This is a genomic window from Paenibacillus oleatilyticus (assembly GCF_018998565.1).
Lineage (GTDB): Bacteria > Bacillota > Bacilli > Paenibacillales > NBRC-103111 > Paenibacillus_G > Paenibacillus_G oleatilyticus.
In genome coordinates, this window is the sequence record NZ_JAHNZO010000008.1 from 1 (window position 1) to 24,999 (window position 24,999).

Annotated in this window: 32 protein-coding genes; 23 read left to right on the plus strand and 9 right to left on the minus strand. The window is 56.7% G+C overall.

Features of this window, described 5'->3' with window-relative positions; all coding sequences use genetic code 11:
• Nucleotides 1–126 precede the first annotated feature (126 nt).
• Nucleotides 127–306 carry a hypothetical protein gene (locus KQX66_RS12185; protein ID WP_216792729.1) on the plus strand — a complete coding sequence of 60 codons (180 nt, stop codon included), beginning with the start codon at nucleotides 127–129 and terminating at the stop codon, nucleotides 304–306.
• An 87-nt stretch (nucleotides 307–393) separates the two neighbouring features.
• Entirely contained in the window at nucleotides 394–801 is a 408-nt protein-coding gene (locus KQX66_RS12190; protein ID WP_216792730.1) for a DUF4395 domain-containing protein, read from the plus strand.
• A gap of 77 nt (nucleotides 802–878) precedes the next feature.
• Here the strand turns inward: KQX66_RS12190 and trhA are convergent, their stop codons facing one another.
• The 4 genes from trhA to KQX66_RS12210 form a co-directional block, all read right to left on the minus strand.
• Nucleotides 879–1,553, minus strand: a complete 675-nt coding sequence (gene trhA, locus KQX66_RS12195; protein WP_216792731.1) for a PAQR family membrane homeostasis protein TrhA — start codon at nucleotides 1,551–1,553, stop codon at nucleotides 879–881.
• 31 nt (nucleotides 1,554–1,584) lie between these two features.
• Complete coding sequence (locus KQX66_RS12200) at nucleotides 1,585–2,925, minus strand: N-acyl-D-glucosamine 2-epimerase (RefSeq protein WP_216792732.1); 1,341 nt, start codon at nucleotides 2,923–2,925, stop codon at nucleotides 1,585–1,587.
• A gap of 290 nt (nucleotides 2,926–3,215) precedes the next feature.
• Complete coding sequence (locus KQX66_RS12205) at nucleotides 3,216–3,404, minus strand: hypothetical protein (protein WP_216792733.1); 189 nt, start codon at nucleotides 3,402–3,404, stop codon at nucleotides 3,216–3,218.
• 93 nt (nucleotides 3,405–3,497) lie between these two features.
• The gene (locus KQX66_RS12210; protein WP_438804191.1) at nucleotides 3,498–4,658 is read right to left on the minus strand and encodes an MFS transporter; all 1,161 of its coding nucleotides are present in this window, start codon (nucleotides 4,656–4,658) and stop codon (nucleotides 3,498–3,500) included.
• Between the two features lie 351 nt (nucleotides 4,659–5,009).
• Here KQX66_RS12210 and KQX66_RS12215 point away from each other — a divergent pair, with 351 nt between their 5' ends.
• The 17 genes from KQX66_RS12215 to KQX66_RS12295 all read left to right on the plus strand — a co-directional run bounded on the left by KQX66_RS12215 (nucleotide 5,010) and on the right by KQX66_RS12295 (nucleotide 18,578).
• Nucleotides 5,010–5,591: a TetR/AcrR family transcriptional regulator gene (locus KQX66_RS12215; RefSeq protein ID WP_216792735.1), complete on the plus strand. Its 582-nt coding sequence runs from the start codon at nucleotides 5,010–5,012 to the stop codon at nucleotides 5,589–5,591.
• Nucleotides 5,592–5,719: 128 nt separating this feature from the next.
• Nucleotides 5,720–6,739: a CobW family GTP-binding protein gene (locus KQX66_RS12220; RefSeq protein WP_216792736.1), complete on the plus strand. Its 1,020-nt coding sequence runs from the start codon at nucleotides 5,720–5,722 to the stop codon at nucleotides 6,737–6,739.
• A gap of 71 nt (nucleotides 6,740–6,810) precedes the next feature.
• Nucleotides 6,811–7,281 carry a Fur family transcriptional regulator gene (locus KQX66_RS12225; protein ID WP_216792737.1) on the plus strand — a complete coding sequence of 157 codons (471 nt, stop codon included), beginning with the start codon at nucleotides 6,811–6,813 and terminating at the stop codon, nucleotides 7,279–7,281.
• Nucleotides 7,282–7,369: 88 nt separating this feature from the next.
• The gene (locus KQX66_RS12230; RefSeq protein WP_216792738.1) at nucleotides 7,370–7,846 is read left to right on the plus strand and encodes a GNAT family N-acetyltransferase; all 477 of its coding nucleotides are present in this window, start codon (nucleotides 7,370–7,372) and stop codon (nucleotides 7,844–7,846) included.
• A gap of 35 nt (nucleotides 7,847–7,881) precedes the next feature.
• Nucleotides 7,882–8,361 carry a hypothetical protein gene (locus KQX66_RS12235; protein ID WP_216792739.1) on the plus strand — a complete coding sequence of 160 codons (480 nt, stop codon included), beginning with the start codon at nucleotides 7,882–7,884 and terminating at the stop codon, nucleotides 8,359–8,361.
• A 297-nt stretch (nucleotides 8,362–8,658) separates the two neighbouring features.
• Nucleotides 8,659–9,762 carry a sulfate ABC transporter substrate-binding protein gene (locus tag KQX66_RS12240; protein ID WP_216792740.1) on the plus strand — a complete coding sequence of 368 codons (1,104 nt, stop codon included), beginning with the start codon at nucleotides 8,659–8,661 and terminating at the stop codon, nucleotides 9,760–9,762.
• Between the two features lie 21 nt (nucleotides 9,763–9,783).
• Nucleotides 9,784–10,620 (plus strand): sulfate ABC transporter permease subunit CysT, encoded by an 837-nt coding sequence (gene cysT / locus KQX66_RS12245; RefSeq protein WP_216792741.1) that lies wholly within the window; start codon nucleotides 9,784–9,786, stop codon nucleotides 10,618–10,620.
• A 21-nt stretch (nucleotides 10,621–10,641) separates the two neighbouring features.
• The gene (gene cysW, locus KQX66_RS12250; RefSeq protein WP_063180655.1) at nucleotides 10,642–11,535 is read left to right on the plus strand and encodes a sulfate ABC transporter permease subunit CysW; all 894 of its coding nucleotides are present in this window, start codon (nucleotides 10,642–10,644) and stop codon (nucleotides 11,533–11,535) included.
• A gap of 2 nt (nucleotides 11,536–11,537) precedes the next feature.
• Nucleotides 11,538–12,602, plus strand: coding sequence for an ABC transporter ATP-binding protein (locus KQX66_RS12255; protein WP_216792742.1), 1,065 nt, complete (start codon nucleotides 11,538–11,540; stop codon nucleotides 12,600–12,602).
• Nucleotides 12,603–12,635: 33 nt separating this feature from the next.
• A complete protein-coding gene (locus KQX66_RS12260; protein ID WP_216792743.1) occupies nucleotides 12,636–13,469 on the plus strand; it encodes an alpha/beta hydrolase family protein in 834 nt (277 codons plus the stop codon).
• 78 nt (nucleotides 13,470–13,547) lie between these two features.
• Nucleotides 13,548–13,751, plus strand: coding sequence for a YezD family protein (locus KQX66_RS12265; RefSeq protein ID WP_010495331.1), 204 nt, complete (start codon nucleotides 13,548–13,550; stop codon nucleotides 13,749–13,751).
• A gap of 124 nt (nucleotides 13,752–13,875) precedes the next feature.
• Nucleotides 13,876–14,436, plus strand: coding sequence for an NADPH-dependent FMN reductase (ssuE, locus tag KQX66_RS12270; protein WP_216792744.1), 561 nt, complete (start codon nucleotides 13,876–13,878; stop codon nucleotides 14,434–14,436).
• On the plus strand, nucleotides 14,433–15,434 hold the full coding sequence (locus tag KQX66_RS12275; protein ID WP_216792745.1) for a sulfonate ABC transporter substrate-binding protein: 1,002 nt from the start codon (nucleotides 14,433–14,435) through the stop codon (nucleotides 15,432–15,434). Before ssuE ends, KQX66_RS12275 begins: the two co-directional genes overlap by 4 nt.
• A gap of 26 nt (nucleotides 15,435–15,460) precedes the next feature.
• Nucleotides 15,461–16,687 (plus strand): FMNH2-dependent alkanesulfonate monooxygenase, encoded by a 1,227-nt coding sequence (gene ssuD / locus KQX66_RS12280; protein ID WP_216792746.1) that lies wholly within the window; start codon nucleotides 15,461–15,463, stop codon nucleotides 16,685–16,687.
• A complete protein-coding gene (gene ssuC, locus KQX66_RS12285) occupies nucleotides 16,656–17,438 on the plus strand; it encodes an aliphatic sulfonate ABC transporter permease SsuC (protein ID WP_216792747.1) in 783 nt (260 codons plus the stop codon). Before ssuD ends, ssuC begins: the two co-directional genes overlap by 32 nt.
• A gap of 24 nt (nucleotides 17,439–17,462) precedes the next feature.
• The gene (locus KQX66_RS12290; RefSeq protein ID WP_216792748.1) at nucleotides 17,463–18,248 is read left to right on the plus strand and encodes an ATP-binding cassette domain-containing protein; all 786 of its coding nucleotides are present in this window, start codon (nucleotides 17,463–17,465) and stop codon (nucleotides 18,246–18,248) included.
• 24 nt (nucleotides 18,249–18,272) lie between these two features.
• Nucleotides 18,273–18,578 carry an RNA-binding protein gene (locus KQX66_RS12295; RefSeq protein WP_216792749.1) on the plus strand — a complete coding sequence of 102 codons (306 nt, stop codon included), beginning with the start codon at nucleotides 18,273–18,275 and terminating at the stop codon, nucleotides 18,576–18,578.
• A 39-nt stretch (nucleotides 18,579–18,617) separates the two neighbouring features.
• Here KQX66_RS12295 and KQX66_RS12300 read toward each other — a convergent pair whose 3' ends face one another.
• The gene (locus tag KQX66_RS12300; protein WP_216792750.1) at nucleotides 18,618–19,844 is read right to left on the minus strand and encodes an MFS transporter; all 1,227 of its coding nucleotides are present in this window, start codon (nucleotides 19,842–19,844) and stop codon (nucleotides 18,618–18,620) included.
• Between the two features lie 206 nt (nucleotides 19,845–20,050).
• Here KQX66_RS12300 and KQX66_RS12305 point away from each other — a divergent pair, with 206 nt between their 5' ends.
• From KQX66_RS12305 to KQX66_RS12315, 3 genes are all read left to right on the plus strand, one after another.
• A complete protein-coding gene (locus KQX66_RS12305; protein ID WP_216792751.1) occupies nucleotides 20,051–20,914 on the plus strand; it encodes a transporter substrate-binding domain-containing protein in 864 nt (287 codons plus the stop codon).
• A 115-nt stretch (nucleotides 20,915–21,029) separates the two neighbouring features.
• A complete protein-coding gene (locus tag KQX66_RS12310) occupies nucleotides 21,030–21,710 on the plus strand; it encodes an amino acid ABC transporter permease (protein ID WP_216792752.1) in 681 nt (226 codons plus the stop codon).
• Entirely contained in the window at nucleotides 21,703–22,425 is a 723-nt protein-coding gene (locus tag KQX66_RS12315; RefSeq protein ID WP_054977566.1) for an amino acid ABC transporter ATP-binding protein, read from the plus strand. The genes KQX66_RS12310 and KQX66_RS12315 overlap by 8 nt, the downstream gene beginning before the upstream one ends.
• A gap of 72 nt (nucleotides 22,426–22,497) precedes the next feature.
• Here the strand turns inward: KQX66_RS12315 and KQX66_RS12320 are convergent, their stop codons facing one another.
• From KQX66_RS12320 to KQX66_RS12330, 3 genes are all read right to left on the minus strand, one after another.
• On the minus strand, nucleotides 22,498–23,673 hold the full coding sequence (locus KQX66_RS12320) for a M20 family metallopeptidase (protein WP_216792753.1): 1,176 nt from the start codon (nucleotides 23,671–23,673) through the stop codon (nucleotides 22,498–22,500).
• 129 nt (nucleotides 23,674–23,802) lie between these two features.
• Nucleotides 23,803–23,985 (minus strand): hypothetical protein, encoded by a 183-nt coding sequence (locus tag KQX66_RS12325; protein ID WP_163856323.1) that lies wholly within the window; start codon nucleotides 23,983–23,985, stop codon nucleotides 23,803–23,805.
• Between the two features lie 171 nt (nucleotides 23,986–24,156).
• Entirely contained in the window at nucleotides 24,157–24,327 is a 171-nt protein-coding gene (locus KQX66_RS12330; RefSeq protein WP_010495356.1) for an aspartyl-phosphate phosphatase Spo0E family protein, read from the minus strand.
• Between the two features lie 189 nt (nucleotides 24,328–24,516).
• On the opposite strand from KQX66_RS12330, the gene KQX66_RS12335 reads away from it, so the two are divergent.
• A complete protein-coding gene (locus tag KQX66_RS12335) occupies nucleotides 24,517–24,663 on the plus strand; it encodes a hypothetical protein (protein WP_164827846.1) in 147 nt (48 codons plus the stop codon).
• A gap of 94 nt (nucleotides 24,664–24,757) precedes the next feature.
• Here the strand turns inward: KQX66_RS12335 and KQX66_RS12340 are convergent, their stop codons facing one another.
• A complete protein-coding gene (locus KQX66_RS12340; protein WP_216792754.1) occupies nucleotides 24,758–24,919 on the minus strand; it encodes a hypothetical protein in 162 nt (53 codons plus the stop codon).
• Nucleotides 24,920–24,999 lie beyond the last annotated feature (80 nt).

Sequence of the window (24,999 nt, forward strand, 5' to 3'; positions counted from 1 at the left end):
CCGCAGCCGGCCGCCGCTGCGCCGGTGGCGGCGCTGGGCGCGTGCCCGCGCGCGGGCTGCCGCGGCAGCATCATCCGCGGCAAGCGCGGCTACGGCTGCAGCGCGTATAAAACCGGCTGTACCTTCGTGATCTGGAAGGACAGCTTCGGGGCTTCGCTGACGGACGCCGCCATCGCGTATCTCCTGAAACACGGACGCACCGCACTGATGAGGCTGGTCGACGAGCAGGGACGGCCGGTCGAAGGGCGGCTCGTGCTGCAGGACCCGAATACGGGGCAGCTTAGGCTGGAAGCAGTATCCTTTTAGAAGTCTTGCCTGCGGCAAGCAGGCGCCGACCAGGCAGACTTCCGATCGAGTAAAGCTATTTTTATCGTGGGGTGAATTCGAGCGCTTATGAAAGAAATTCCCATTCCGTACGTCCGCGCGAACCAGGCTGGCATTGTCCTGCTGGTTGCGCTTGCGGTAGCGCTTCGCCAGCCGGCGCTGATCGCCGCCTTGTGGGCGGTTCAAGTGCTCGGCTTATGGCAGGGCATTCGCGCCAACCTGATCGTGCAGCTCGCCGCCCCGCTGCTTCGCAGCCGTGTCGCAGGAGCCCGCACCGAATCGCGGGAGCTGCTGCGGTTCAACAGCGCCGTAGCCGTCCTGCTGCTGACCTTGTCGCTGCTGGCGTTCTGGGTGAATCCGGGAGGCTGGCTCGGATACGTCCTCGCCGGCATCGTGGCGTTTGCCGCGCTCGCGGCTTTATGCGGTTTTTGCCTCGGCTGCTTCCTGTATTACCGGTTCAAGCGTCTCCGCAAATAACGGCCTCCGCTGAATAAAAAAAGCTTTCACCGCAGCGTCTGCGTGAAAGCTTTTTTGCCGTTATAGACGGCCCGATATTACCAGGGCAGCACGTAGAAATAGACGGAGCAAAAGTGGCAGATGCTTCCTCCCAGCACGAACACGTGCCATACGGTGTGGGCATAAGGGAGCTTGCGCCATAAATAAAAGATCGTGCCGACCGTGTACAGCAGGCCTCCGGCCACCAGCCAGCCGATTCCGGCTGCGGGAAGCTGCTCCTGGAGCGGACGAAACGCGAACATGACCATCCAGCCCATCGCGATATAGAACAGCGTCGAGAGGACATTAAATCGCTTGACGAAAAACAGCTTGAACACAATGCCCAGCAGCGCAAGTCCCCACACGACGCCGAATAAGCTCCATCCCAAAGGGCCGCGAATCGTCACGAGCAAGAAAGGGGTATAGGTGCCTGCGATAAGCACGTAGATGGCCGAGTGGTCCATAATTTCGAACAGATCGATCCAGCGCGCCTTGCGGGCGCTATGCAGCAAGGTGGAGCAGACGTACAGCAGAATGAGCGAGACGCCGAAAACGGTGAAGCTGACGATATGCCAGACCGTGCCGTTCTGCAGCGAATGAAGCAGCAGCAGAACGAGAGCCCCGACGCTGAGCGCGGCGCCGATGCCGTGGCTGATGGCGTTGGCCCGCTCTTCTTTCCAAGACGATAAAGTCAACTTGCATTCATCTCCCGTCGATTGGTGGATTTCTTCCATTATAACCCGCGACCGGAGAAATGACCAACTCTTAGTACCAGCCCGTAATCCGTACCGGAAAGCCTCGGGGCGATTCGTTCCCCCGCTCGTGGGGAATAAGCAGCAGCTCGGGAGTATCGCGGATTCCTTCCGCGAACAGCTCGAACGATACGCGGGGAAAATCCGCTTGCAAGACAACAACGTTACCGTCTGCTTGAATGACGCGGATCGCAAGCTCCAGCGGCTGGCCGCCGGCGACGCAGCGGTAATGCGAAGGCTCTGCGGCGGATTCGGCATCGATACGCTTGCAGAATTCCAGCACGACGAGCTGGCGGTCTGGACGGTGGACCCGCAGCACCCGGGGCGGTTCCCGATACATCGGCAGGCCGATGGAATACTCGTAGGCCGTCCAGAACCGGTAGCCGAGCTCGCCCGACGATTTCGCGAACTCGCGGATCCAGGCCCGGCTGCGTCGCATCCGGGCCTGCGAGCCGATATCCGTCTGGATGCCCAGCGGAATGCCCGGATGAACGGTTCGGATACTTTCCACGAAGGGCCGATAATGTCTTATGTAATCGGGCGGCAGATGCATGCGCATCCAGTCAGGCCAATGGGTCTGGAGGATGTGGGCGTCCGGGCGGACCGTCCGGATCATTTCAACGGCATCCACACCCTGGTACTCGCGAAGCGCTCCGACGGGGTCTTGGCCGGCGTCCACCGCAAGGGACCACGTCGCGATTTTGATATCGGGTCTCGCTTCGCGGACCCCGCCGACTCCGTTGATCAGCTCGTTCAGAAATCCGTTCACCGCCTGAACCCGAAACTCGATCCATAGCAAGTAGCGGCCGCGGTCCTTTTTGTAATACAGGGGCGAGGAGGAGTAACGAAATTCCGGCATGTCGCTGCCGCTGAACTGTTTGAATGCCGCCCTGGCATACGGGCCGACATCGCCGTACACGCCGCTTGCCAGTCCGTTCCATTCGGGAAAATACGGCTCGGCTACCTCAAAGCCCGTAAACGGGTGCGTGCGGACGAGATGGGCGGCCGCCGCTTTTTTCCAGGCCACATAGCGATGGCTGAAAGGAGATAGCCGGGTAAACCCGTCGTTGACCGGCTTCAGCAGCGTCATTTGCCACTCCGGCCAATCTGGAGGCAAATTTTCGGTCGTGTACGTCCCGTTGCCGATCACCATCGCCCAGACGTCCATGCCGCGCTCGCGAAGAGCCGCTACGAGCCTGCCGTTCACCCGGGTTTCATCCGTTACAAAATAGCGCACGGTACGGAATCCGGCCAATTCCAGCTCGGAGGCGACGCTTTCGGGAGAACGGCCGAGATAATAAGCAAAGGTCGGATCGATTTGAATCGTAGGCCGACTCGGAGTTCCGACAGACATGCGTATCCCTCGCTTTCCTTCATACAAGCGGTAATCGCTTAATCGATTTCTTCTTAATTAGAAACGTTTCCTCCCATAGTACGCTTCATGTTCCGCAGATTCAAATTTGAAGTCCGGGGAGCTTACGGAGCATGCTTTCAAAGTCTTCAGAGTTATTTATATGAGCCGGATAGCAGAAAAATTTGCCAAAAGGTTTATTTATTGCCGCCATGCACATATTCCATCGTATAACCCCAAAAAAAGAAACGCCTCTCGCATGCGAGGGCGTTAAGTCCGCGGAGATCGGATGGTTATACGGTGCCGTCTTTCGGTTTGCCATGATCAACAATAATGCCGACGAGAACGAGAACGGCGCCGACTCCATTCGCGATATCGTTAATGAGATTATCGGGGATGTCGTATCCGAAGCTGCCCAAGGCAAGCTTCGCGCCACCAAGAATACCTAGAATGAACGCTGGCTTTTTCCATTTATTACGCATAGGCCCAACCTCCTTTTCGATGGACTCCATATATTCATATGAGTCTTCAAAAAAAAGGAGTGGACTACCGGAGAAACGGGGTATTGTCCAAGTTCATGCCGGCGTCAAGCGCCGGGTCAGTCCCCAGAACAGCAGCGCGAGACCGCTTATGGCGGCGCCCAGCAGACAGACGCCGGTCCAACCGGCCCGCGCGTACATGAGCGTCGAGGAAATCGAGCCGACGGCGCTGCCGATCGAATAGAAGATCATGTACGCCCCGGCGAGACGGCTGCGGGCTTCCGGGCGCACGTTGTAAATCATGCCCTGATTGGTGACGTGCACGGCTTGCACCGCCAGGTCGAGGAGGACCACTCCGGCGATCAGGGCCCAGAGGGAGCGTTCGGTCAGACTGATCGGCAGCCACGAAACCAGCAGCAGCGTCAGCGCGATACCGGTGGTCCGCTGTCCGAAGCCGCGATCTGCGAGCCGTCCCGCACGCGCCGCCGCCAACGCTCCCGCTACGCCTACGAGCCCGAACGATCCGATCACGGTATGGGAAAGCGACAGCGGCGGCGAACTGAGCGGCAGCACAAGCGAGGTCCACAGCACGCTGAACGAGGCGAAAATAAGCATCGCGAGAATACCGCGAATGCGCAGCACCGGCTCCTGCACGAATAAAGCGAATACGGAGCGCAGCAGCTGCGGATACGTCATCGGCACCTTCCCGTGATCTTCCCGCGGCAGCACCCGGAACAGGAGCCCGGCCATGAGCACCGTCAATCCGGCGGAGACGAAATATACCGAACGCCAGCCCGCGAGATCGGTCAGCGTCCCGGCGACGGTTCGGGCGAGCAAAATGCCGATCACCACACCGCTCGTTACCAGACCGACGACCCGGCCCCGCTCGGCAGGCGCCGCCAACGTCGAGGCGTAGGCGACGAGCGCCTGCGTCACGACGGCAAGCAGGCCGACCAACCCCATGCCTGCGAGCAGTACGGCGGCGGTAGAGGCGGTGCCGACCACAATAAGCGCCAATACGGACAACAGCATTTGGCCGACGATCAGCTTCCGGCGGTTCACCAGATCGCCGAGCGGGACGAGCAATAGCAGGCCCAGCGCATAGCAGATCTGAGTGGCCGTGATGACAACCCCTACGGCTGCGCGGTCAATGCCAAGCTCGCTTGCCATCGCGTCGAGCAGCGGCTGCGCATAGTAGACGTTGGCGACAGCGAGCCCGCAGGCGATGGCAAACAATAGCGCGGCGGAACGGGACATCGCCGGCGCAGAAGCCGGTTCTTCTGCGGCCAAGCCTCCATGCGGCGCCTTCGGCCTTGCCCCGCTGCGGTCCTCAGCAAGAACCCCCGCCTTTTTTTCTAGCCTATCCATCGTTTTACCCTCCTGACAAGTAAGAATAATTTGTACCAAAAAGTATATTATACCGATTGGTATGTAATTTGCTTCGTAAATATAACTCTCGCGCAGGCTGCTGTCAAGAGGCCGGTTGTCCGGAGAGCGGGCCGAATTTCTCGGAAAGACTCGTCTGCGGAACGCCGGCCGAATTTGACAACGGCGGTTTCAAGGCCTAAAATTATAATATACTAATCGATATGAAATGAGGCTATTTTTATGGTACGGCCAAGAGCGTTCGATGAAGACAAGGCTTTGAATGCCGCGATGCGGCTATTTTGGGAGAAGGGGTATGAAGCGACTTCTTTAAGCGATCTCACGTCCGGAATGGGCATACAGCGCCCAAGCCTTTATGCGGCCTTCGGAGACAAGAAGGAGCTGTTCGAAGCTGCGCTCCGCAAATATACGCGCGCTCACTCCTCCTACGTCCGGTCCAAGCTGCAAAACGCTTCTTCCGTCAAGGAAGCGTTCCGGTCCTATTTCGAAGGGATTGCGGCGGAAGCGGACGAGGAAGGGCCCAACAAGGGATGCTTCTGTATCAACGTCATGGTGGAGCTTGCGCCGCATGACGTCAAATTCGAGGTTCTCACCAGGGAGCATCAGATGTACCTGGCTGCCCTGTTTCAAGAAACGATCGAACGCGGCATACGGTCGGGAGAGCTGAAGCAAGTCGGCAGCGCCAAGGCGCTGGCTCACACCTTGCTTGTGTCGGTCATCGGACTCACCGTGCTGATGAAATCCCGTCCCGAACGTTCGGTTGCGGACCATTTTATCGCGACGATCCTCGAATTGCTGAAGTAACTTGACCGGTCAAGATTTAATAATAAAAATTACGATTAATTGACAGAGCCGAGCGGACGGAGTAAAATTTGAAAAAAAGTAGGGCAACAACCTAACTTGCGAACATAAACGGAAAGCGGTGTAGCGATTTGAAGAAAGAACGAACGGTTCCGGTTCATATTTTGACCGGATTTTTGGGCAGCGGCAAGACGACGCTGCTGACCCGGGCGCTGGACTATTATAAGCTGAGCGGCAAAAAGCCCGCCGTTCTGATGAACGAGCTGGGCGACGTGAACCTGGACGGGATGCTCGTGGACGAGGACGTGCCGATGACCGAAATGCTCGGCGGCTGCATCTGCTGTACGATTCGCGGCGATCTGGGCATGGAGCTGAAGCAGCTGATCGAGGAGCACCGGCCGGACGTTGTGTTCGTGGAATGCACGGGAGCGGCCAACCCGATCGAGATGCTGGACGGCGTGACGGACGCCTCCCTTCTTACGAAGGTAGAGCTGAAGTCGGTCGTTACGGTCGTCGATGCGGCGCAGCTCAGCGAGCGCTCGCACAATCCCGTGGGCAAGACGTACCGGCTCATGCAGGATCAAATCCGCTGCGCGACGCGCATTTTGCTCAACAAGACGGATCTCGTGCCCCCGGCGGAGCTCGTTCGTCTGGATACGCTGATCCGGGAGCTGAATCCCGCAGCCCCGATCCTGCCGACCGTGCGCTGCGAGATCGAGCTGTCCTTGTTCGACCGCCTCGAAGGCGGCGTAGCGGAGCGGCACCAGGCGGCTTCCGCTTGCGGCTGCGGACATGAGCATGCGGCGGACGAAGGCTGCGGAACCGGAGGTCATGATCATGAGCATGGAAGCGATGCGCATCATCACAGCCACGAGCATGTGATGGTCTATACGCATTACTTCGCACACCCGGTGGATAGCGAGCAATTTGAAGCGCTGATCGGACGGCTCCCGCAGGAAATATACCGGGCCAAAGGCATTTTGCGGTTCACCGATACAGTTAGTCCGTTTTTGTTCCAATACGCGTATCGCGAGATGGATTTCGTGAAAATAGCGCCGAAGGAAGAGCTGCCCAGCGTAGCGGTGTTTATCGGCGAGCACTTTGACCGGTCCTTTCTGAAGGCCGAGCTGGCGGCTCTGGAAGGCCGGTAACCTTGACTCCCGCTGCGGATTCAGGCATTATTAGTAGTATCCGATAGCGTATTCATAGGGAAGAGGTAGGTATGGGAAATCACGAGCATGAGGTTCAGTCGACCGTTCAAGATATTTTGAAGGCCATGTCGGCCAAAGGCTGGCGCATTACCGACCAACGGAAGAGCCTTGCCGCCTTGTTCGCCGAATCGACCGGCTATTTGTCCCCCAAGGACGTTTATGATTATATGAAGCAGCCTTATCCCGGTGTCAGCTTCGATACGGTGTACCGCAACCTGCGCCTGCTGAGCGAGATGGGCGTTCTGGAACAAATTTACTTAAACGACGGACTGAAGTTCCGCGCCCGCTGCCAGTCGCATCATCATCATCATCTTATTTGCATGAACTGCGAGAAAACGGTGCCTTTCGAATTTTGCCCGATGAAGCAGATCGACAATCTGCCGTCCGATTTTCAAATCGTCAATCACCGGTTTGAAATTTTGGGCTACTGCGGCGACTGCGCGCCGGCGGAATCCCGCGAGACAGGAACGCAAAAGCATTAATACAGCCAGGCATCATGGAAGACAGTGTACCCACGAAGGGGCGCTGTCTTTTGTTTGAAGAGAAATGAAAAGGAGAGTGAGTTCGTCTATGCATTTCCGGCATGTGCTCGAATCCGATTACACTTCTGTTATCTCCGTGATCGACGATTGGTGGGGCGGCCGGCCGATGACCGACATGCTGCCAAAGCTGTTTTTTAAGCATTTTCAAGATACAAGCTTTGTAGCAGAACAAGACGGTCAAATCGTCGGCTTTTTAATCGGCTTTGTCTCCCAGACGTACCCGGAGCAGGCCTATATCCACTTTATCGGCGTGCATCCGGAGCATCGGAAAGACGGCGTCGCCAAGCGGCTGTACGGGATGTTCTTCGACAAGGCTCGTGAGAAGGGATGCCAGATCGTGCGCTGCGTCACCTCGCCGGTAAACAAAACGTCCATTGCCTTTCACACCCGCATGGGCTTCCGGATGGATCAGGGAACCAGCGAAGTAGACGGAGTGCAGGTGACGGCCGATTATGACGGAAAAGGGCGTGACCGGGTGTTGTTTGTCAAGGAATTGCAGCCGTAAAAGCGGAATTGCAGGGACTGGAAGGGGAAGCGGACTTGTCATTGTATTGCGATTATCCGAAGCATTCACGGCATAACGTATTTTCGCGGGATGCGAAGGGGAACTATTTTGCATATTTGTCCAATCGGGGAAAATGCCTGTCCTATCTTTCGGACGATCTAAGCGATTTTGATTACCACAACCTTGAGTTGTCCAAAGCGATGCCTATGGGGTACACCGGGCTGACGATCTTGGAACGGGCATTTTTGATGGATTCGGACGGGCATCAAGGGTGGTCTGTGAACCATACGGGAGAAATGTACGTTCTCCGGAACGAAGCCGTGCCTATGGAATATTGGAAGCCGGAAACACAAGAATACCATCTACACTTGGCGTCCTTTTCAGGCCCGACGGGAGCTGCCGAGGCGAAAAACTATTGCGCAGCAATACTTGAAAAGATGAGTCGGAGCCAGATCGATTTAAATGGTGCAATCTTGGTAGGGGCTGTCGTTGTGGAGCAATATTATTGGCACTAGTCTGGAAAGAGCGGCAGCACAGGGACGATTCCAAAATTTCAAAGTTCAAGGGGAACGGGGAGCAATCTGGCTCCTCTTTTTTTATGCCTAAACAGTGAAAAAATCCCAAAAAAATCGATTGACAGGACACAGGGCCGATGCTAATATACTGACATAACTAAGTAAGTTTATCGGAATTATTAGTTAGTCACCGGACAACCGGAACGCCATATAATGTGCTGTGGGCGATTGACCCGCCCCTCCGATCCGATAAACGGAAATTATAAGCAGAATTGATAAATGGGGAGAGAAAAGGTTATGCGCGCACACACAAATCACGTGCTACGGTTGTTCGGTAAATGGTCATTATTCAGCGTACTTACGATATCGCTCGTCGGGCTGACGGCTTGCGGCGGAGCCAAACCGGATTCGGGCGGAGCTGCCCCGGCTTCTGGTGACGGCACGAAGCCTGCGGCTTCTGCGGCAAAGCCGATCGAACTGCTTAACGTCTCGTACGACCCGACGCGCGAGCTGTATCAAAGCTACAATAAAGCGTTCGCCGCCTATTGGAAGAAGACGAAAGGGCAGGACGTCACCTTCAAGCAATCGCACGGCGGCTCCGGCAAACAGGGCCGTTCGGTCATCGACGGGCTGGAAGCGGATGTGGTGACGCTTGCGCTGGCCTACGACATCGACGCGGTTCAGCAAGCGGGGCTGATTCAAGCGGATTGGCAGAAAAAGCTGAAAAACAATAGCTCCCCGTATACTTCGACCATCGTCTTCCTCGTGAAGAAAGGCAACCCGAAGGGCATCAAGGATTGGGACGATCTGATCAAGCCGGGCGTGCAGGTCGTTACGCCGAACCCGAAAACGTCCGGCGGCGCCCGTTGGAACTATGTGGCCGCTTGGGGCTACGCCTACCAGAAGAACAATAAAGACGAAGCCAAGGCAAAGGAATTCGTGCAGCAGTTGTTCAAAAACGTCCCAGTGCTCGATTCCGGCGCTCGCGATGCGACCACAACCTTCGTCCAGCGCGGCATCGGCGACGTGCTGATCGCCTGGGAGAACGAAGCGTATCTGTCCATCAACGAGTTCGGCAAAGACAAATTCGAGATCGTCACGCCATCGATCAGCGTGCTTGCCGAGCCTCCGGTCGCCGTCGTCGACAAAGTGGTCGACAAGAAAGGCAGCCGGGAAGTGGCGCAGGCGTATCTGGACTATTTGTACTCGGAGGAAGGGCAGGAGATTGCGGCCAAAAACTATTACCGTCCGCGTCTGGAGTCGGTTGCGAAGAAATACGAGAACCAGTTCTCCAAAGTAAACCTGTTTACCATCGATGACGAGCCGTTCGGCGGCTGGGCGAAAACGCAAAAGACGCATTTTAGCGACGGCGGCGTATTCGACCAAATCTATAAACCGTAACAGACAGGGAGAGAATAGACGATGGCCAAAGCTTGGAAAAAGCGCAGTATTTTACCCGGATTCGGTTTATCGATGGGTTTTACTGTTTTGTACTTGAGTTTAATCGTTCTGTTCCCTTTGTCGGCCATCTTCATTAAAAGCTCCGGGATGGGCTGGGAGGCGTTCTGGCATACGATTTCCGACCCTCGGGTCATCGCTTCCTATAAGATCAGCTTCGGCACGGCGTTCGGCGCCGCCCTTGTGAATTCGGTTTTCGGCTTCATCGTCGCTTGGGTGCTGGTCCGGTACTCGTTTCCGGGCAAAAAAATCGTCGACGCGCTCGTCGATTTACCTTTTGCGCTGCCGACGGCCGTCGCCGGGATCGCCCTGACGACGATCTATTCGCAGAACGGCTGGGTCGGCAAGCTGCTGGAGCCGCTGGGGATCAAAATCGCCTTTACGCCGCTCGGCATCATGCTTGCGCTGACGTTCATCGGCATTCCGTTCGTCGTCCGGACGCTTCAGCCGGTGATGGAAGAGCTGGAGAAGGAGGTCGAGGAGGCGGCGGTGAGCCTCGGCGCGAGCCGCTGGAAGACGTTCGTCCGCATCCTGTTCCCCGAGCTGCTGCCTGCGCTGCTGACCGGTTTTACGTTGGCGTTCGCCCGGGCGGTGGGAGAGTACGGTTCGGTCGTGTTCATCTCCGGCAATATGCCGATGAAGACCGAGATCGCGCCGCTCCTGATCATGACGAAGCTGGAGCAGTACGATTACGCCGGTGCGACGGCAATCGCCTTGGTCATGCTGGTCATTTCCTTCGTGACGCTGCTCATCATCAATCTGCTGCAATGGCGGGCGAACCGCCATGTCACATCGGCATAAGCCGGGGAGGAGAGGAAGACTATGGCCGGTTACGTAGCCACCGCAGTGAAATCGGGTTCGGCCGCCGCCGAACGTCCGCGTCACATTACCGAGCCCCGGATCGTGAAATGGGCGCTCATTACCGTCGCGTTGTTGTTTTTGGGATTTCTGCTCATTCTGCCTTTGGTCAGCGTCTTCGTCGAAGCGTTCCGCAAAGGCTGGGAGGTGTATGCGGCTTCGCTGATCGAGTCCGATGCGGCCGCTGCCATTCGTTTGACGCTGCTCGTTGCCGTCATCGCAGTGCCGCTTAACCTGCTGTTCGGGCTAGCCGCAGCATGGGCGATCACGAAGTTCCAATTTAAAGGGAAAAATCTGCTGATCACGCTCATCGACCTGCCGTTTGCGGTGTCCCCGGTGATTTCGGGCCTGATCTTCGTCCTGCTGTTCGGCGCGAAAGGCTGGTTCGGCCCGTGGCTGCAGGAGAACGATCTCAAGATCATTTTCGCATTGCCGGGTATCGTGCTCGCCACGGTATTCGTTACCTTCCCGTTCGTCGCCCGGGAGCTGCTGCCGCTGATGCAGGCTCAAGGGACGCTGGAGGAAGAGGCGGCGGTGACGCTCGGTGCCAAAGGGTGGCGCATCTTCTGGAAGATCACGCTCCCCAACATCAAGTGGGGGCTGCTGTACGGAGTTATCCTGTGCAACGCCCGCGCCATGGGAGAATTCGGCGCCGTGTCGGTTGTCTCCGGTCATATTCGCGGATCGACGAACACGATGCCGCTGCATATTCAGATCTTGTACAACGAATATAATTTTGCCGGCGCGTTCGCCATGGCGTCTTTGCTCGTCCTGCTTGCGGTGGTCACTCTGGTCGTCAAAAGCGTCATCGAGTGGAAGCACCATCAGCAGCAGCTCAGCCGGGAAGGAGAGACCTGATCATGCATATTGTGGCCAAACATTTGACGAAAAGCTTCGGCAGCTTTCAAGCGACCAAAGATGTCAGCTTTGAGATTGAAAAAGGGAAGCTGATCGGTCTGCTCGGACCGAGCGGAGGAGGGAAAACGACGATCCTTCGCATGCTCGCCGGACTGGAGGAGCCGGATTCGGGCGACATCCTCTTTCACGGGCAGAAGGTCAACTCGCTTCCGCCGCAAGCGCGCGGCATCGGCTTCGTGTTCCAGAGCTACGCGCTGTTCCGACACATGAGCGTATTCGACAACATCGCCTTCGGGCTGACGGTTCAGAAGCGCAGCAAGGCTCAGATCAAGCAGCGCGTGCAGGAACTGATCGAGCTGACCGGCTTGGGAGGGCTTGAGAAGCGGCTGCCGCACCAGCTTTCCGGCGGACAGCGGCAGCGTGTCGCTTTTGCCCGCGCCATCGCACCCGAGCCGCAGCTCCTGCTGCTGGATGAGCCGTTTGCCGCCATCGACGCCAAGGTACGCAAAGAACTGCGTACCTGGTTGAAGGAAATGATCGACCGCGTCGGCATTACGACCATCTTCGTCACGCACGACCAGGAGGAAGCCGTCGAGGTGGCCGATCAGATCATGATTATCAATCAAGGCCGTCTGGAGCAGCAGGGCACGCCGATTGAAATTTACAAGCAGCCGGAAACGCCGTTTGTGGCGAATTTCATCGGCGAATCGAATCAGCTCGAAGATGCCACGGCGCTCAAAGGCTTTCCGGCTGCCGGGGCGATCGAGGGCGCGAAAGCGATTATCCGCCCGGAATTTATCGAGGTCGGTTTGCCCGGCGAGCTGCCTTTCCCGTCCGCAGCCGAGCAGGGCGTCGTCAAGAACGTCTACTTCCGCGGAACGAATTGGCAGATCGAAGTGGCGCTCGGCAGCGAGAAGCTGTTCGCTTACCGCTCGCTGGAGCTGCCGCAGCTTCATGCCGGAAACCGGGTGAGCGTGTTGATTCACCGCTTGTACCTGTTCAACGAAGAGGAACATTTGACATTGGAAAACACTTTGAAAACCGACCCGATGCCGGTGCATATTTAATTGAAAGAGGTCCGCAGAAAGGGGTAGTCGATGATGGAACACCACATTACGATACGAAGCGAACAATACGAACTGGCGGCCACCCTCCATTATCCGTCGGCGGAAGAGGAGGGCGGAAAAGGGTGCGGTTCGGGCCGTTATCCGATCATCGTCATATGCCACGGGTTCGTCGGCACGCGAATCGGCGTCGACCGCTTGTTCGTCCTGGCGGCGCGGGAATTTGCCCGTCATGGCTACATGGTGCTCCGTTTCGACTACGGCGGCTGCGGCGAAAGCACGGGCGACTACGGCGCCGGAGGGCTGAACGCATTGATCGACCAGACACGTACCGTCCTCGATTACGCACTCGATATCGACTGCGTTGACCCGCAGCGGGTCGTGCTGCTCGGACACAGCCTCGGCGGAGCCGTCGCCATCCTGACCGCCGCCCGGGACAAACGGGTGAAATCGCTCGTGCTCTGGTCGGCCGTCGCGTATCCGTTTAACGATATCGTGAACATCACCGGAAAGAAAACGTACGAGACGGCCGTTCAATGCGGCTCGGCGGATCACCTCGGGTATGCGCTGCAGCCGGTTTTCTTCGAATCCTTGTCGCAGCACCAGCCATTCGAGCAGCTTCGCAAATTTAACGGCGACGTCCTGCTCGTTCACGGTACGGCAGATGACGTGATTCCCGTCGATTACTGCTTTTTGTACCAGAAGCTGTTCTGGCTGCGCAGCCAGGGACAGTGCGAGAAAGAAGTTATTTTCCAGGCCGATCATACGTTTACGGGCAGTCTGGCCAAAGAGCAGCTGTTGACCAAAACAAGGGATTGGCTGCTGTACATCGACAAACGCAAAAACGAGTGGAACGATTGGACGATTTGACGGGTATGCGCATTTTTTTAACATACAAAACCTACTTAACACATAGGAATAAAAAACATTAAATCTGGAGGGATTAGGATGGCTAAACCGCTCGATGTGGATGAACTTTGGACGAAACGCATCCTTCAAAGTGTCAACGGACTCGAATACGGTACGGTGCAGATCGTCGTGCATGACGGACGGATCGTGCAGATCGAACGTACGGAACGCAAACGTTTTGAATCGGATTCGGCATCCCAGCGCCATCTGCCCGAACAAAAACAACATAAGCGCACCCCTTGATGCGAACGGGTCCACCGAACCGCTGGAGACCTCCCGAACTGCTTTGGCACATTGCCGTGCGGTTCGCCGGAGGTCTCTTTCTTTTCTTTTTTCGCTTTAAAACAAGCAAAAGGAGTGTATGACCATGGCTAAACTTGTTATTATTTCCGGCAGTCCGTCCCCGGCCTCCCGGCTGAACGGCGTACTGCAATCGCTTGAATCGGTGCTGCAGCAGGAAGGGCTGCGTCCGGAGTGGATTCGCGTCCACGAGCTGCCGCCCGAGGATTTGGTGTACACCAGGTTCGACAGCCCCGCTATTAGTGCGGCGAACCGGCTCATCGAGCAGGCAGACGGCCTCGTCGTGGCCACTCCGATCTACAAAGCAGCCTACACCGGCGTATTGAAAGCTTTCCTGGATCTGATTCCGCAGCGGGGACTCGAAGGGAAAGTGATTCTGCCGGTTGCCATCGGCGGTTCGGCCGCACACCTGCTGGCGATCGATTATGCGCTGAAGCCGGTGTTGTCGGCGCTCGGGGCGCGCAACCAGCTGCAAGGCGTGTACGCGCTCGATACACAGGTGAAGCGCAAGGAGGAAGGCGGGTTCGAGGTGGCCGAGGAGCTGGAAGCACGACTTCGCCAGTCCGCGCTGGATTTTACGCGCGAAGCGCGGTTGTACGTGGAACGGACCCCGGGAGCCGTCGTATGAGACGGAAGCTGGGGGCGAGACCGTTCGCTTTGGCTTTGCTGGCAGTTCTGCTGGTGGCCGTTGCAGCCGGCTGCGCGACAGCGGCTAAATCCGGACCGGGCGGAACCGCGGGAGCTGTCGACGAGAAGGATGAAAAAGTGAAGCAGGTGCGGATCGGGTACCAGAAGTACGGCACCGTGAACTTTCTCAAGGCGCAAGGGAAGCTTGATCAGAGGCTGCAAGAGGCGGGCTACACGGTGACGTGGACGGAGTTTCCCGGCGGTCCGCAGCTGCTAGAGGCGCTCAATGTAGGCAGCATCGATTTCGGGCATACGGGCGAAGCGCCCCCGATCTTCGCGCAGGCGGCCGGAGCGCCCTTGGTTTATTTGGCGTATGAGCAGGCAAGGCCGGCCAGCGAAGCGATCGTCGTGCCTGAATCGTCGCCGATTCAAAGCGTCAAGGATTTGAAGGACAAAAAGGTCGCATTAAACAAAGGGTCCAACGTTCATTATTTGCTCGTGAAGCTGCTTGAACAAGCCGGTTTGAGCTATTCCGACGTTCGCACGGTGTTTCTGCCTCCGGCTGATGCCAGGGTCGCTTTCGAGCGGGGCAGCGTGGACGCTTGGGTCATCTGGGACCCGTATTTTGCCTCCGTGCAGACATCCGCCAAGGCCAGAGTATTAGCGGACGGGAAAGACGTGGTGTCCAACTACGAGTTTTATTTGGCATCCCGCCCGTTTGCCGAACGGAACAAAGAGATCACCGCCATCCTGTTGGAGGAATTGAACAAGGCCGGCGCTTGGGCGAAGGCGAATCCGCAGGAAGTGGCGCAGCTTTTGTCGCCGCAGCTCGGCATCGATATTCCGTCGCTGGAGCTCGCCATGGGAAGGCGTGAATACGGCTTGCTGCCGATCAACGGGCAAGTGATCGCCGAGCAGCAGCGCGTGGCGGATACGTTTCTGCAAATCGGCCTCATCCCCAAAGCGATCAAGGTGAGCGAAGCATTGTTAGACTCGTAACAACAACCCGGAAAGGAGGACGGACGATGGAAGTGTTCTGGTTTATCCCGACACACGGAGACGGACGCTACTTGGGCACGCTGAAGGGAGCCCGCGCCGTTGATTTATCCTATATGAGTCAAATCGCCCAGGCGGCCGATCGGCTCGGATACGGAGGCGTGCTGCTGCCGACGGGGAAGTCGTGCGAAGACGCATGGATCGTCGCCTCGGCGCTCGTGCCGGAGACCAAGCGTCTCAAGTATCTGGTTGCTATTCGCCCGGGACTGATGTCGCCGATGCTGTCGGCCCGTATGGCTGCGACGCTGGACCGTCTGTCCGGCGGGCGGCTGCTGATCAACGTGGTCACCGGTGGGGATCCGGTCGAAAACGCCGGCGACGGCTTGTTCCTCGATCATGCGTCGCGCTATGAGCTGACGGACGAATTTTTGCACATATGGCGGAAGGGGCTCGAGGACGGGGAAGTCACCTTCGAGGGCGACTATTTGACCGTCAAAGGCGGTACGCTGCTGTACCCCTCGCTGCAAAAGCCGCATCCTCCGCTTTATTTCGGCGGCTCCTCCGACATCGCCCAGTCAATCGCAGCGGAGCATATTGACGTGTACTTGACCTGGGGCGAGCCACCGGCTCAGGTCGAGGATAAAATCAAGCGGGTGCGCAAGCTGGCCGAAGCGAAGGGACGGCAGGTGAGGTTCGGCATCCGGCTCCATGTTATCGTCCGGGAGACGGAGCAGGAGGCTTGGAACGCAGCCGATGAGCTGATCCGCTATGTGGATGACGAGACGATCGCGCAAGCGCAGCAGGTGTTCGCCCGTTTCGACTCCGTCGGCCAACGCAGGATGGCGGAGCTGCATAGCGGGAAACGAGAAGGGCTGGAGATCAGCCCGAATCTGTGGGCGGGTATCGGCCTGGTGCGCGGCGGCGCGGGAACGGCGCTCGTCGGAGACCCCGAGACAGTGGCGGCCAGGATGAAGCAATATGCGGAGCTGGGCATCGACACGTTTATTTTATCCGGTTACCCGCATCTGGAAGAGGCTTACCGGATGGCGGAACTGGTGTTCCCGCTGCTGCCGTTGAAGCGCAATCCGGCGGGGAGCTTCGGTGAATCGGAAGCCGCAGTCGCCGGCGTTTCCTCGGCAAGTCCGTTCGGCGAAATTATCGCCAACAACGACCTGCCGACGAAGCAAGCCCCCTTATTTGTCACAGAAAACGAGGTGCAAGCCGATGAAGGCCGCATTCCGCGACTCGCGCGCTAAAGGCTGGCTGCCCTGGCTCGTTCCGGTCGCCATTGTGTTGATATGGCAGACGCTAGGACAGATCGGGCTCATCTCGACCCGCATTCTGCCGACGCCTTTGCAGGTCATTCAGGCATTTATTCCGCTTGCCGAGAAGGGCACGCTGGTTCAACATATCGGGATCAGCGCGAAGCGGGCATTGCTCGGCTTTGCTGTCGGCGGGGGGATCGGCCTGGCGCTCGGACTCGCGAACGGGGTGTCGCCGCTGCTGGAGAAGCTGACCGACTCGTCCATGCAGATGATCCGCACGATCCCGCATTTGGCCCTCATTCCGCTCGTCATTCTATGGTTCGGCATCGGGGAGGAGGCGAAGCTGTTTCTGGTCGCGCTGGGCTGCGCCTTTCCGGTTTACCTCAATACGTTTCACGGTATCCGCACTGTCGATCCGGGCTTGATTGAAATGGGCAAAGTATACGGCTTGCAGGGCCTCCCGCTGTTCTGGCAGGTCATCCTGCCCGGTGCGCTTCCCAGCATTCTGGTCGGGGTGCGTTACGCGCTTGGGATCATGTGGATCACGCTGATCGTCGCCGAGACAATCTCCGCAGATTCGGGCATCGGCTATATGGCGATGCATGCGCGGGAGTTCATGCAAATGGACGTCGTGGTGCTCAGCATCATCATCTACGCGTTGCTTGGGAAGCTGTCGGACGCGATGGCCAAAGGGCTCGAGCGGCGCTGGCTGCAATGGCATCCGAATTTTAAGAAAGCCTGACCTTGAACCGAAGGAGGGTTCCGTATGAGTGTAAGACAAGGCGGCATCCAACTGAATATCCGCCGTGTGACCAAGCGGTTCGGAGATCGTGCCGTACTGAAAGAGATTACGCTAGATTTAAATGCGGGCGAGTTTGTGGCCGTCGTCGGCCGAAGCGGCTGCGGGAAAAGCACGCTGCTGCGGCTCGTGGGCGGGTTGGAAACGGCCGACGAAGGCACCATGCTGTTGGACGGGAGGGAGCTTGAAGGAATCGACCCCGACACGAGGCTGCTGTTCCAGGAAGCCCGGCTGCTTCCGTGGAAAAAAGTGCTGGCGAACGTGCAGATCGGCGCGAAGTCGGGGGACCAGGGGAAGGCGCGCGAAGCGCTTCGCTTGGTCGGCTTGGAGGAGCGGGCCGGCGAATGGCCCGGGGTATTGTCCGGCGGACAGAAGCAGCGAATCGCGCTCGCCCGGGCGCTGGCCGGCGCTCCGCGCCTGCTGCTGCTTGACGAGCCGCTGGGCGCGCTTGATGCGCTCACCCGCATCGAAATGCAGCGGCTGATCGAACGGCTGTGGCTGGAGCAGGGCTTCTCCGCCGTTCTCGTCACGCACGATGTCAGCGAAGCCGTCGCGCTGGCCGACCGGGTCGTGCTCATCGAGGACGGCGCGATTGCCCTGAATATCCCGATATCTTTGGCCCGGCCTCGGGAACGAGACAGCGGCTTTGCCTACTACGAAAAGATGATTCTGGATCGCGTGATGGGATCGGAACCGGAAAAGGTCCCGTCCGGCGTTCCGGCGCTGAGGCAAGATTATTCGTTTACCATTTAAAGAAAAAACAAGGAGTGAATGTGAATGCTTACCTATACCTCCCTTTCCGGGCAGTTCGATGAGGATGACGTGCTTCAGCTTCCCGATCACCGGTTCGTCACGCATTGCTTTGAACGCTATGGCCTCAATCGGGGCATTTACAATACGATTGACGAGTGGCTGTACCGGTTCGGCGTGCGGGATATTGTCCAGCGCCGCCAGGCCCTCCTGGCCTTTCTGGCCTCGCTGCAGCCGCAGGATCGGACGAAAGGAACGTATTTGAAATTCGGCAAGGGCGGCTTGACCAAGCAGCTGTTCGATTTTATGACGAAGCCCAAGCTCGTTGGATAAGCGTCATCCCCGCCACACCGCGGCCGTTGAGCGGAAGACTCAACGGCTTTTTGCTGTTGCCGCCACTTGAGCGGGCTTAATCGCGAACAGCGCAACGAGCACCCCGACGAATACGGTACCTGCAAGCAGCCCGAACAGCACGGCCGACGGCCATTTGATTCCGACGGAGATGAACGGCGGTCCGGCAGCCACCCCGATAAAGCGCATGCTGCTATACACCGCACTCACCGTACCCCGCTGCTCCTTTTTGATTCCTTCCGTAATCAAAGAATCCAGACAGGGGAGAGCGATGCCGATTCCGATGCCGCCAAGGCCGACCCATACAAACAGCAGCCAGAGACTGGTTATGCCGGGCAACGCCATACAGACAAGCGCCGCTCCTAGAAGAACGAGCCCGGCCACCGTCAGCCATTTCATCCGCGGTTTATTTTCCCCGATCGCTTTGCCGGCCAGAAACGACGCCAGACATAAAGCCGATAAAGGCACGGCGAGCAAGCACCCTTTGGCCAGTCCCCGAATTCCGAACTGTTCCTCCAACGTTTCCGACAAGTAGAACAGGATGCCGAACAAGACGAACATCGCAATGACCCCGATGACAAATATGGCGGCAAGCCACCGTCCCTCGTTGCGGGCGATCATCCTTAACATGGCGGCAAAGCTGCGGAAGCTTGTGTCTTGCTTGCTCTCGGATTTCGGTGTCCGGACCAGGCAACCGACCATCAGGACCGAGACGAGACACAGTGCCGGAATCGCGTAAAAGACGGCGACCCAAGTCCATAACGCAAGCAGCGAGCCTATAATCGGACTGAGCACTTTACCGAACGTATTCGAGGTTTCGATCATCCCAAGCCCGCTGCTGACGTCGCTTTCTTTTTGGAACATGTCGCCCACCAGCGGCATGACGATCGGGGCGGCTCCTGCAGCGCCGATTCCTTGGATGAACCGGCCTGCCAGAATGAGGGGGTAGGCCGCATTCTCATTGAGCCACGGCGCCAAGGCGCAAAGCAATCCACCCGCTCCGGCGATCAAGAGGCTGGGGATGATGATTTTTTTGCGTCCGAAACGGTCCGACAAATAACCGGCAATCGGAATCAGGACGATAGCGATGACGGAATATACCGTGATCAGCAGACTGATTTGAAGGGAGGTTACGTGCAGCGTTCGCTCTAAGGCGGGTAAAATGGGAATAAGCATGGAATTGCCCAAAGTCATGATGAGCGGAATGGAGGAAACGGCTGCCAGATCCCGCGTTTTTTTCGCTTCCAAGCCTGTCGAACCACCTTTCCAGGAGAGAGGGTTAGGTCTTTGGGATAGAAGAAAGCCTCCGGTAGTCCGGTCGACATGTGAATGTTATTTTGTTCCATAATTCCTAGTTCTATTCCATGCTTTATTCATGAACATGCATATACGGATTGTAAATGGCGAACGTCTATTATATAATGTACAAGTTAAAGAGAAAGGAGATTTGACCAGTGACTAAAAACAAAGCCATCATCTTCATGCTCCTCTGCTTTACGCTGATCGTATCCGCATGCGGCACGAAGCCTGCAGCTACGACCGCCGACAAGCCGGCAACCGGGGGAGATGCGGCCGCAACGACACCGGCGTCCAAGGACTCCAAGCTTGAACAAATCAAAAAAGCGGGCAAAATCGTATTAGGCACGAGCGCCGACTATCCACCGTACGAGTTCCACAAGGAAATCAACAAAAAGGATGAAATCATCGGCTTTGATATCGAGATCGCCAAAGAGATTGCCAAAGACCTCGGTGTTACGCTCGAAATCAAAGATATGAAATACGAAGGTCTGCTTGCCGCTCTGGATTCCGGCAACATCGACTTTATTCTCGCCGGTATGACGCCGACGGAAGAACGCAAGAAGAACGTGGATTTCTCCAAAATCTACTACACCGCTATCCAACGCGTGGCTGTCCGCGCGGAGGACAAGGATAAATACAAGTCCATCGACGATCTGAAAGGTAAGAAAGTCGCCGGCCAAAAGGGTGCGACGCAAGAAAAAATCATTAAAGAACAATTGCCAGGTTCCGAGCTGAAGGCGCTCGGCAAAATTTCCGACTTGATGCTGGAGCTGAAAAACAAGAAAGTCGAAGCTCTCGTCGTTGAGCAGCCGGTAGCCGAAGCTTACCTTAGCAAAAACAAAGATCTGGTTCTTGCGGACATTAAGCTGAGTACGGAAGACAGCGGATCGGCCATTGCCGTGAAAAAAGGCAGCTCTGATCTCGTGGAAGCGATGAACAAAACGTTGGACCGCCTGATGAGCGCCAAGTCCATCGATAAAATGGTAGCGGACGCGAACGAGCAAGTCGATACGCAATAAGCAAGAGGGCACGGGACCGTCCGTCCTTGCAGCACTCCGACAAAAACCTGAGCGGAATTCTCCGGCGGGTTTTTGTTCGGTTATAACGCTTATTTGATAGAAAGGGGGGGAACGCATGGATTTTTCATTTTTATCCAAATACTACATGTTTTTTATCGACGGAGCGAAGATGACGCTTATTTTGTCCATCTTCACCGTCATTTTCGGGGTGCTGCTCGGCATGGTCATTGCCTTGATGCGCATGTCCCGCTTTTGGCCGCTTAAAGCGTTCGCGGTTTCCTATATCGAGTTCATCCGCGGGACGCCGATACTTGTGCAGCTGTACATTTTTTATTACGGGCTGCCGAAACTGGGCATTCAATTTCCCGAGGTGCCGGGAATCGGTTCATCATTTCCCGATATGATGGCGGCAATTATCGCGTTGTCCATCAACAGCGCCGCATACGTGGCGGAGACGTTCCGCGCGGGAATTCAGTCGATCGACAAGGGACAAATGGAAGCGGCCCGCTCCCTCGGAATGCCGCACGCGATGGCGATGCGCTTTATCATTTTGCCGCAGGCGCTGCGCAACATTCTCCCGGCGCTCGGCAACGAATTTATCGTGGTGATCAAGGAAACGTCTATCGTTTCCGTCATCGGGATCGGCGAGCTGATGTACAAAGCCGATACGGTGCGGGGCAATACGTTCCAGCCGTTTGAGCCGCTCATCCTGGCGGCGATCATTTACTTCATCATGACGTTCACGCTGACTAAGCTGCTCGGCGTTGCGGAAAGGAGGATGAAGTCCTCTGATTAAAGTAACCGGTTTACAAAAGTCGTTCGGATCTAACCATGTATTGACCGGAATCGATATCGAGATCGCGAAAGGCGAGGTCGTCGTCGTCATCGGACCGAGCGGATCGGGCAAAAGTACGTTTTTGCGCTGCCTGAACCTTCTGGAGATGCCGACGGGAGGGGACATCGAATTCGACGGCGTGTCGCTGCTGCGCGGCAAGCACGATATCAATCAGCTGCGGCAGCGGATGGGCATGGTGTTCCAGCAGTTCAACCTGTTCCCGCATATGACCGTGCAGGAGAACATCACGCTGGCTCCCCAGAAGCTGAAAAACGTCAGCAAGCCGGAGGCGGACAAGATTGCGCAGCAGCTTCTGCGGCGCATCGGACTGGCGGACAAAGCGTCCAGCTACCCGTCGCAGCTGTCCGGCGGACAGAAGCAGCGGATCGCGATTGCTCGGGCGCTTGCGATGTCGCCGGCCGTCATGCTGTTCGACGAGCCGACCTCGGCGCTCGATCCGGAAATGGTCGGCGAGGTGCTGGACGTGATGAAGGAGCTGGCAGCCGAAGGCATGACGATGGTCGTCGTCACGCATGAGATGGGCTTTGCCAGGGAAGTCGGCAAGCGCCTCATCTTCATGGATGGCGGAAAGATCGTAGAGCAGGGCAATCCGGCCGACATCTTCTCGAATCCGCAGCATCCGCGGACGAAAGAATTTTTGGCCAAGGTGCTCTAACCATAGTCTTATTAAAAAGTAAAGCCGCGAACGTCCGGTTCGAAACCGGGTCGCGGCTTTTTGGCGTTTCGTTTATTCGGCAGCGTTCACACTGCGTTCGAATTCGTCGCGGATCGACTGCAGCAGGGCAGGGTCGGCCAGTACATCGTAAGCGGTGTACGCCAGCGCTTTGGCGCCGAGCAGCATGCCTTCGAAGGCCCGGGGCAGCATGGCCAGATCGCGGAATTCCTTCGTGTGCAGCAAATGCTTTTCGTCGACGACCTTGACGTACGGGTGGATCGACGGGCAATGCCGCGATACGTTCCCCAGATCGAGAGAACCGTGGTCCTTGCCATATTCGATCTCGTCTTCCCGGATGCCCAGACCGACGAGATTGCGGGTAAACGTGTCCGACAAAGGGGTATTCGTTATCAGTTCGTCATAGGAGTACTCATAATTAGACCATTTCATCGTACAACCGGTTTGCAGTGCGGCGCCTTCCGCACAGCGGATTACCTTTTGCACGGTTTCGTCCGTGTAGGGACGGTTTGCGGATCGTACATAAAACTGCGCAGCCGCGTAATCCGGAATAATGTTTGGGGCTTTGCCGCCCTCGGTGATGATGCCGTGAATCCGCGCATGGCTCCGAAGCTGCTGCCTCAGTGCGCCGATCGATTGGAACAGGAGCAGCACGGCGTCCAGCGCGTTGACGCCTTCATACGGGCTTGCCGCGGCATGGGCCGCCTTGCCGAAAAACTCGAATTCCAGCGCATCCATGGCGAGCGAGCTCCCCGATTTCTCATACGCATAGTACGGGTGAGCCATCAAGGCGACGTCGACGTCGCCGAACAGGCCGGCGGCCGCCATATCGACCTTCCCACCCTTTGTCTCCTCAGCAGGTGTGCCGTAAACCCGGATCGTTCCGCCGAGCTGGTCGATGACCGCTTTCAGCCCGACGGCCGCCGCAAGGCCCATGACGCAGATCAGGTGATGTCCGCAAGCATGTCCCAGCTCCGGCAGCGCGTCGTACTCGCACAGGAAGGCGACGGTCGGGCCCGGCTTGCTTGCGGCGTACGTCCCGAGAAATGCCGTCGGCAGACCGGCGTAAGGAGCTTGTACGGTGAAGCCGTGCTCCTTCAACGCTTCGATCAGGCGTGCCGACGCCTTCCATTCCTCGTGGCCCAGCTCGGGGTTCTCGCCGATATAGCGGGAAATCTCCGTGAACGACGGGGCGTGCAGATCGATGGTCGAGGCAATGTGTTGTTTCATCTTCAGTTCTCCTTTACTTCTCTGTAGCATGACCTTATTATAACGAAAAAAGCGGGGCAAACAAATAAAGACCCCGCTGCAAGGGCTTGCAGAAACGGGGTCCGGATGTCGTTTCACAATTCTGTTCGGTTATTGCAGGTTACGGCGCTTGTCAATGATTTGCTCTTCGAGCTGCTTTTTAATTTTTTGCATCGCATCGACTTCCAGTTTATGGTTTTGCCGGAATCGAACGCCGGTCAATGCCAAAGCTTCGTTCAAGGTCAGCTCGACGGAAATTTTTTTCTCCTGCGGCTCGCGTACTTCGTAACTCATGGTGCATCGCTCCTTCTCATTAGGGTTTGAGAGTGCATCAATAAGCTGTATTTGGCAGGGAACTTAAGTGTAGTTGTCGGAAAAATCCTTGATTTTCCTTGGTTTCAATATAACATACCATGTAACCTATTGCAAGTGCAGGGCACAAAAAAGAGGCCTGTTCGGCCCCGGTTATTTTATCCGTTCCTGCATCCGAAGACGTTGGATGGACAAGATCAGACGATCTATTTTTTGGCTAAGCTCTACTACCCGGGGATCGACGAAGCTACCTTTTTCTTCCACGAGTGAGTAAAGCTGCATCTGCATTCGCTCCAAATGCCGTCTCATTTCCGCTTCTTCCATCGGTTTCAGACCCCATCCTAACGCTGTAAAAATAGTAAGTCTATGATCAGTCTATTATAATTCAATCCGGTTGTAAAATATGTAAATGATTGTCGAGTCTATTATTAAGTTTTCTTTAAGGAAAATCGGCGGTCCGTATAATTCCGTCCGGGAAGCGGTATATTACGGTCGATTGGAGGTGAGCCGAACATGGACAGCGCCAAGGCGAATACGAAAAACAATCCGAATTTCAAGGAGAACAAATTTACGGAAGAAGAAGCAATCATGCATGCCGGGAAAGCGGCGGACCGGCCTCCGAACTTGAATGAAATTCCGAAGGAGACGAATCCCCAGTAACGGAAGAACGGCACCGACGGGGATGTGACAAAGAGCTGCAAGCAAAAACGGTAAAACCCCGGGGAACGGGCAGTTTTACCGTTTTTCGCATTTGCTAAGCTTCGGCGTCGTTATTGTGCCCGACGGCCAGGTTGGCGATTTCATCGTTCATTTCGTCCGGGAGGCGGGTTTTGAAATAACCGACGACCGCTTTGTCCGCCTGCCCTTCGGTAATGCCCGCTTGATCGGAGACGAGCTTGACCAATTGGTGCTTCACGCGTTATTCCTCCTCTTCGGGATCTACGGGATAAGCATTTAATAGGATGTGCTCCTTTATGGTTTTTATGTGGCAGAACA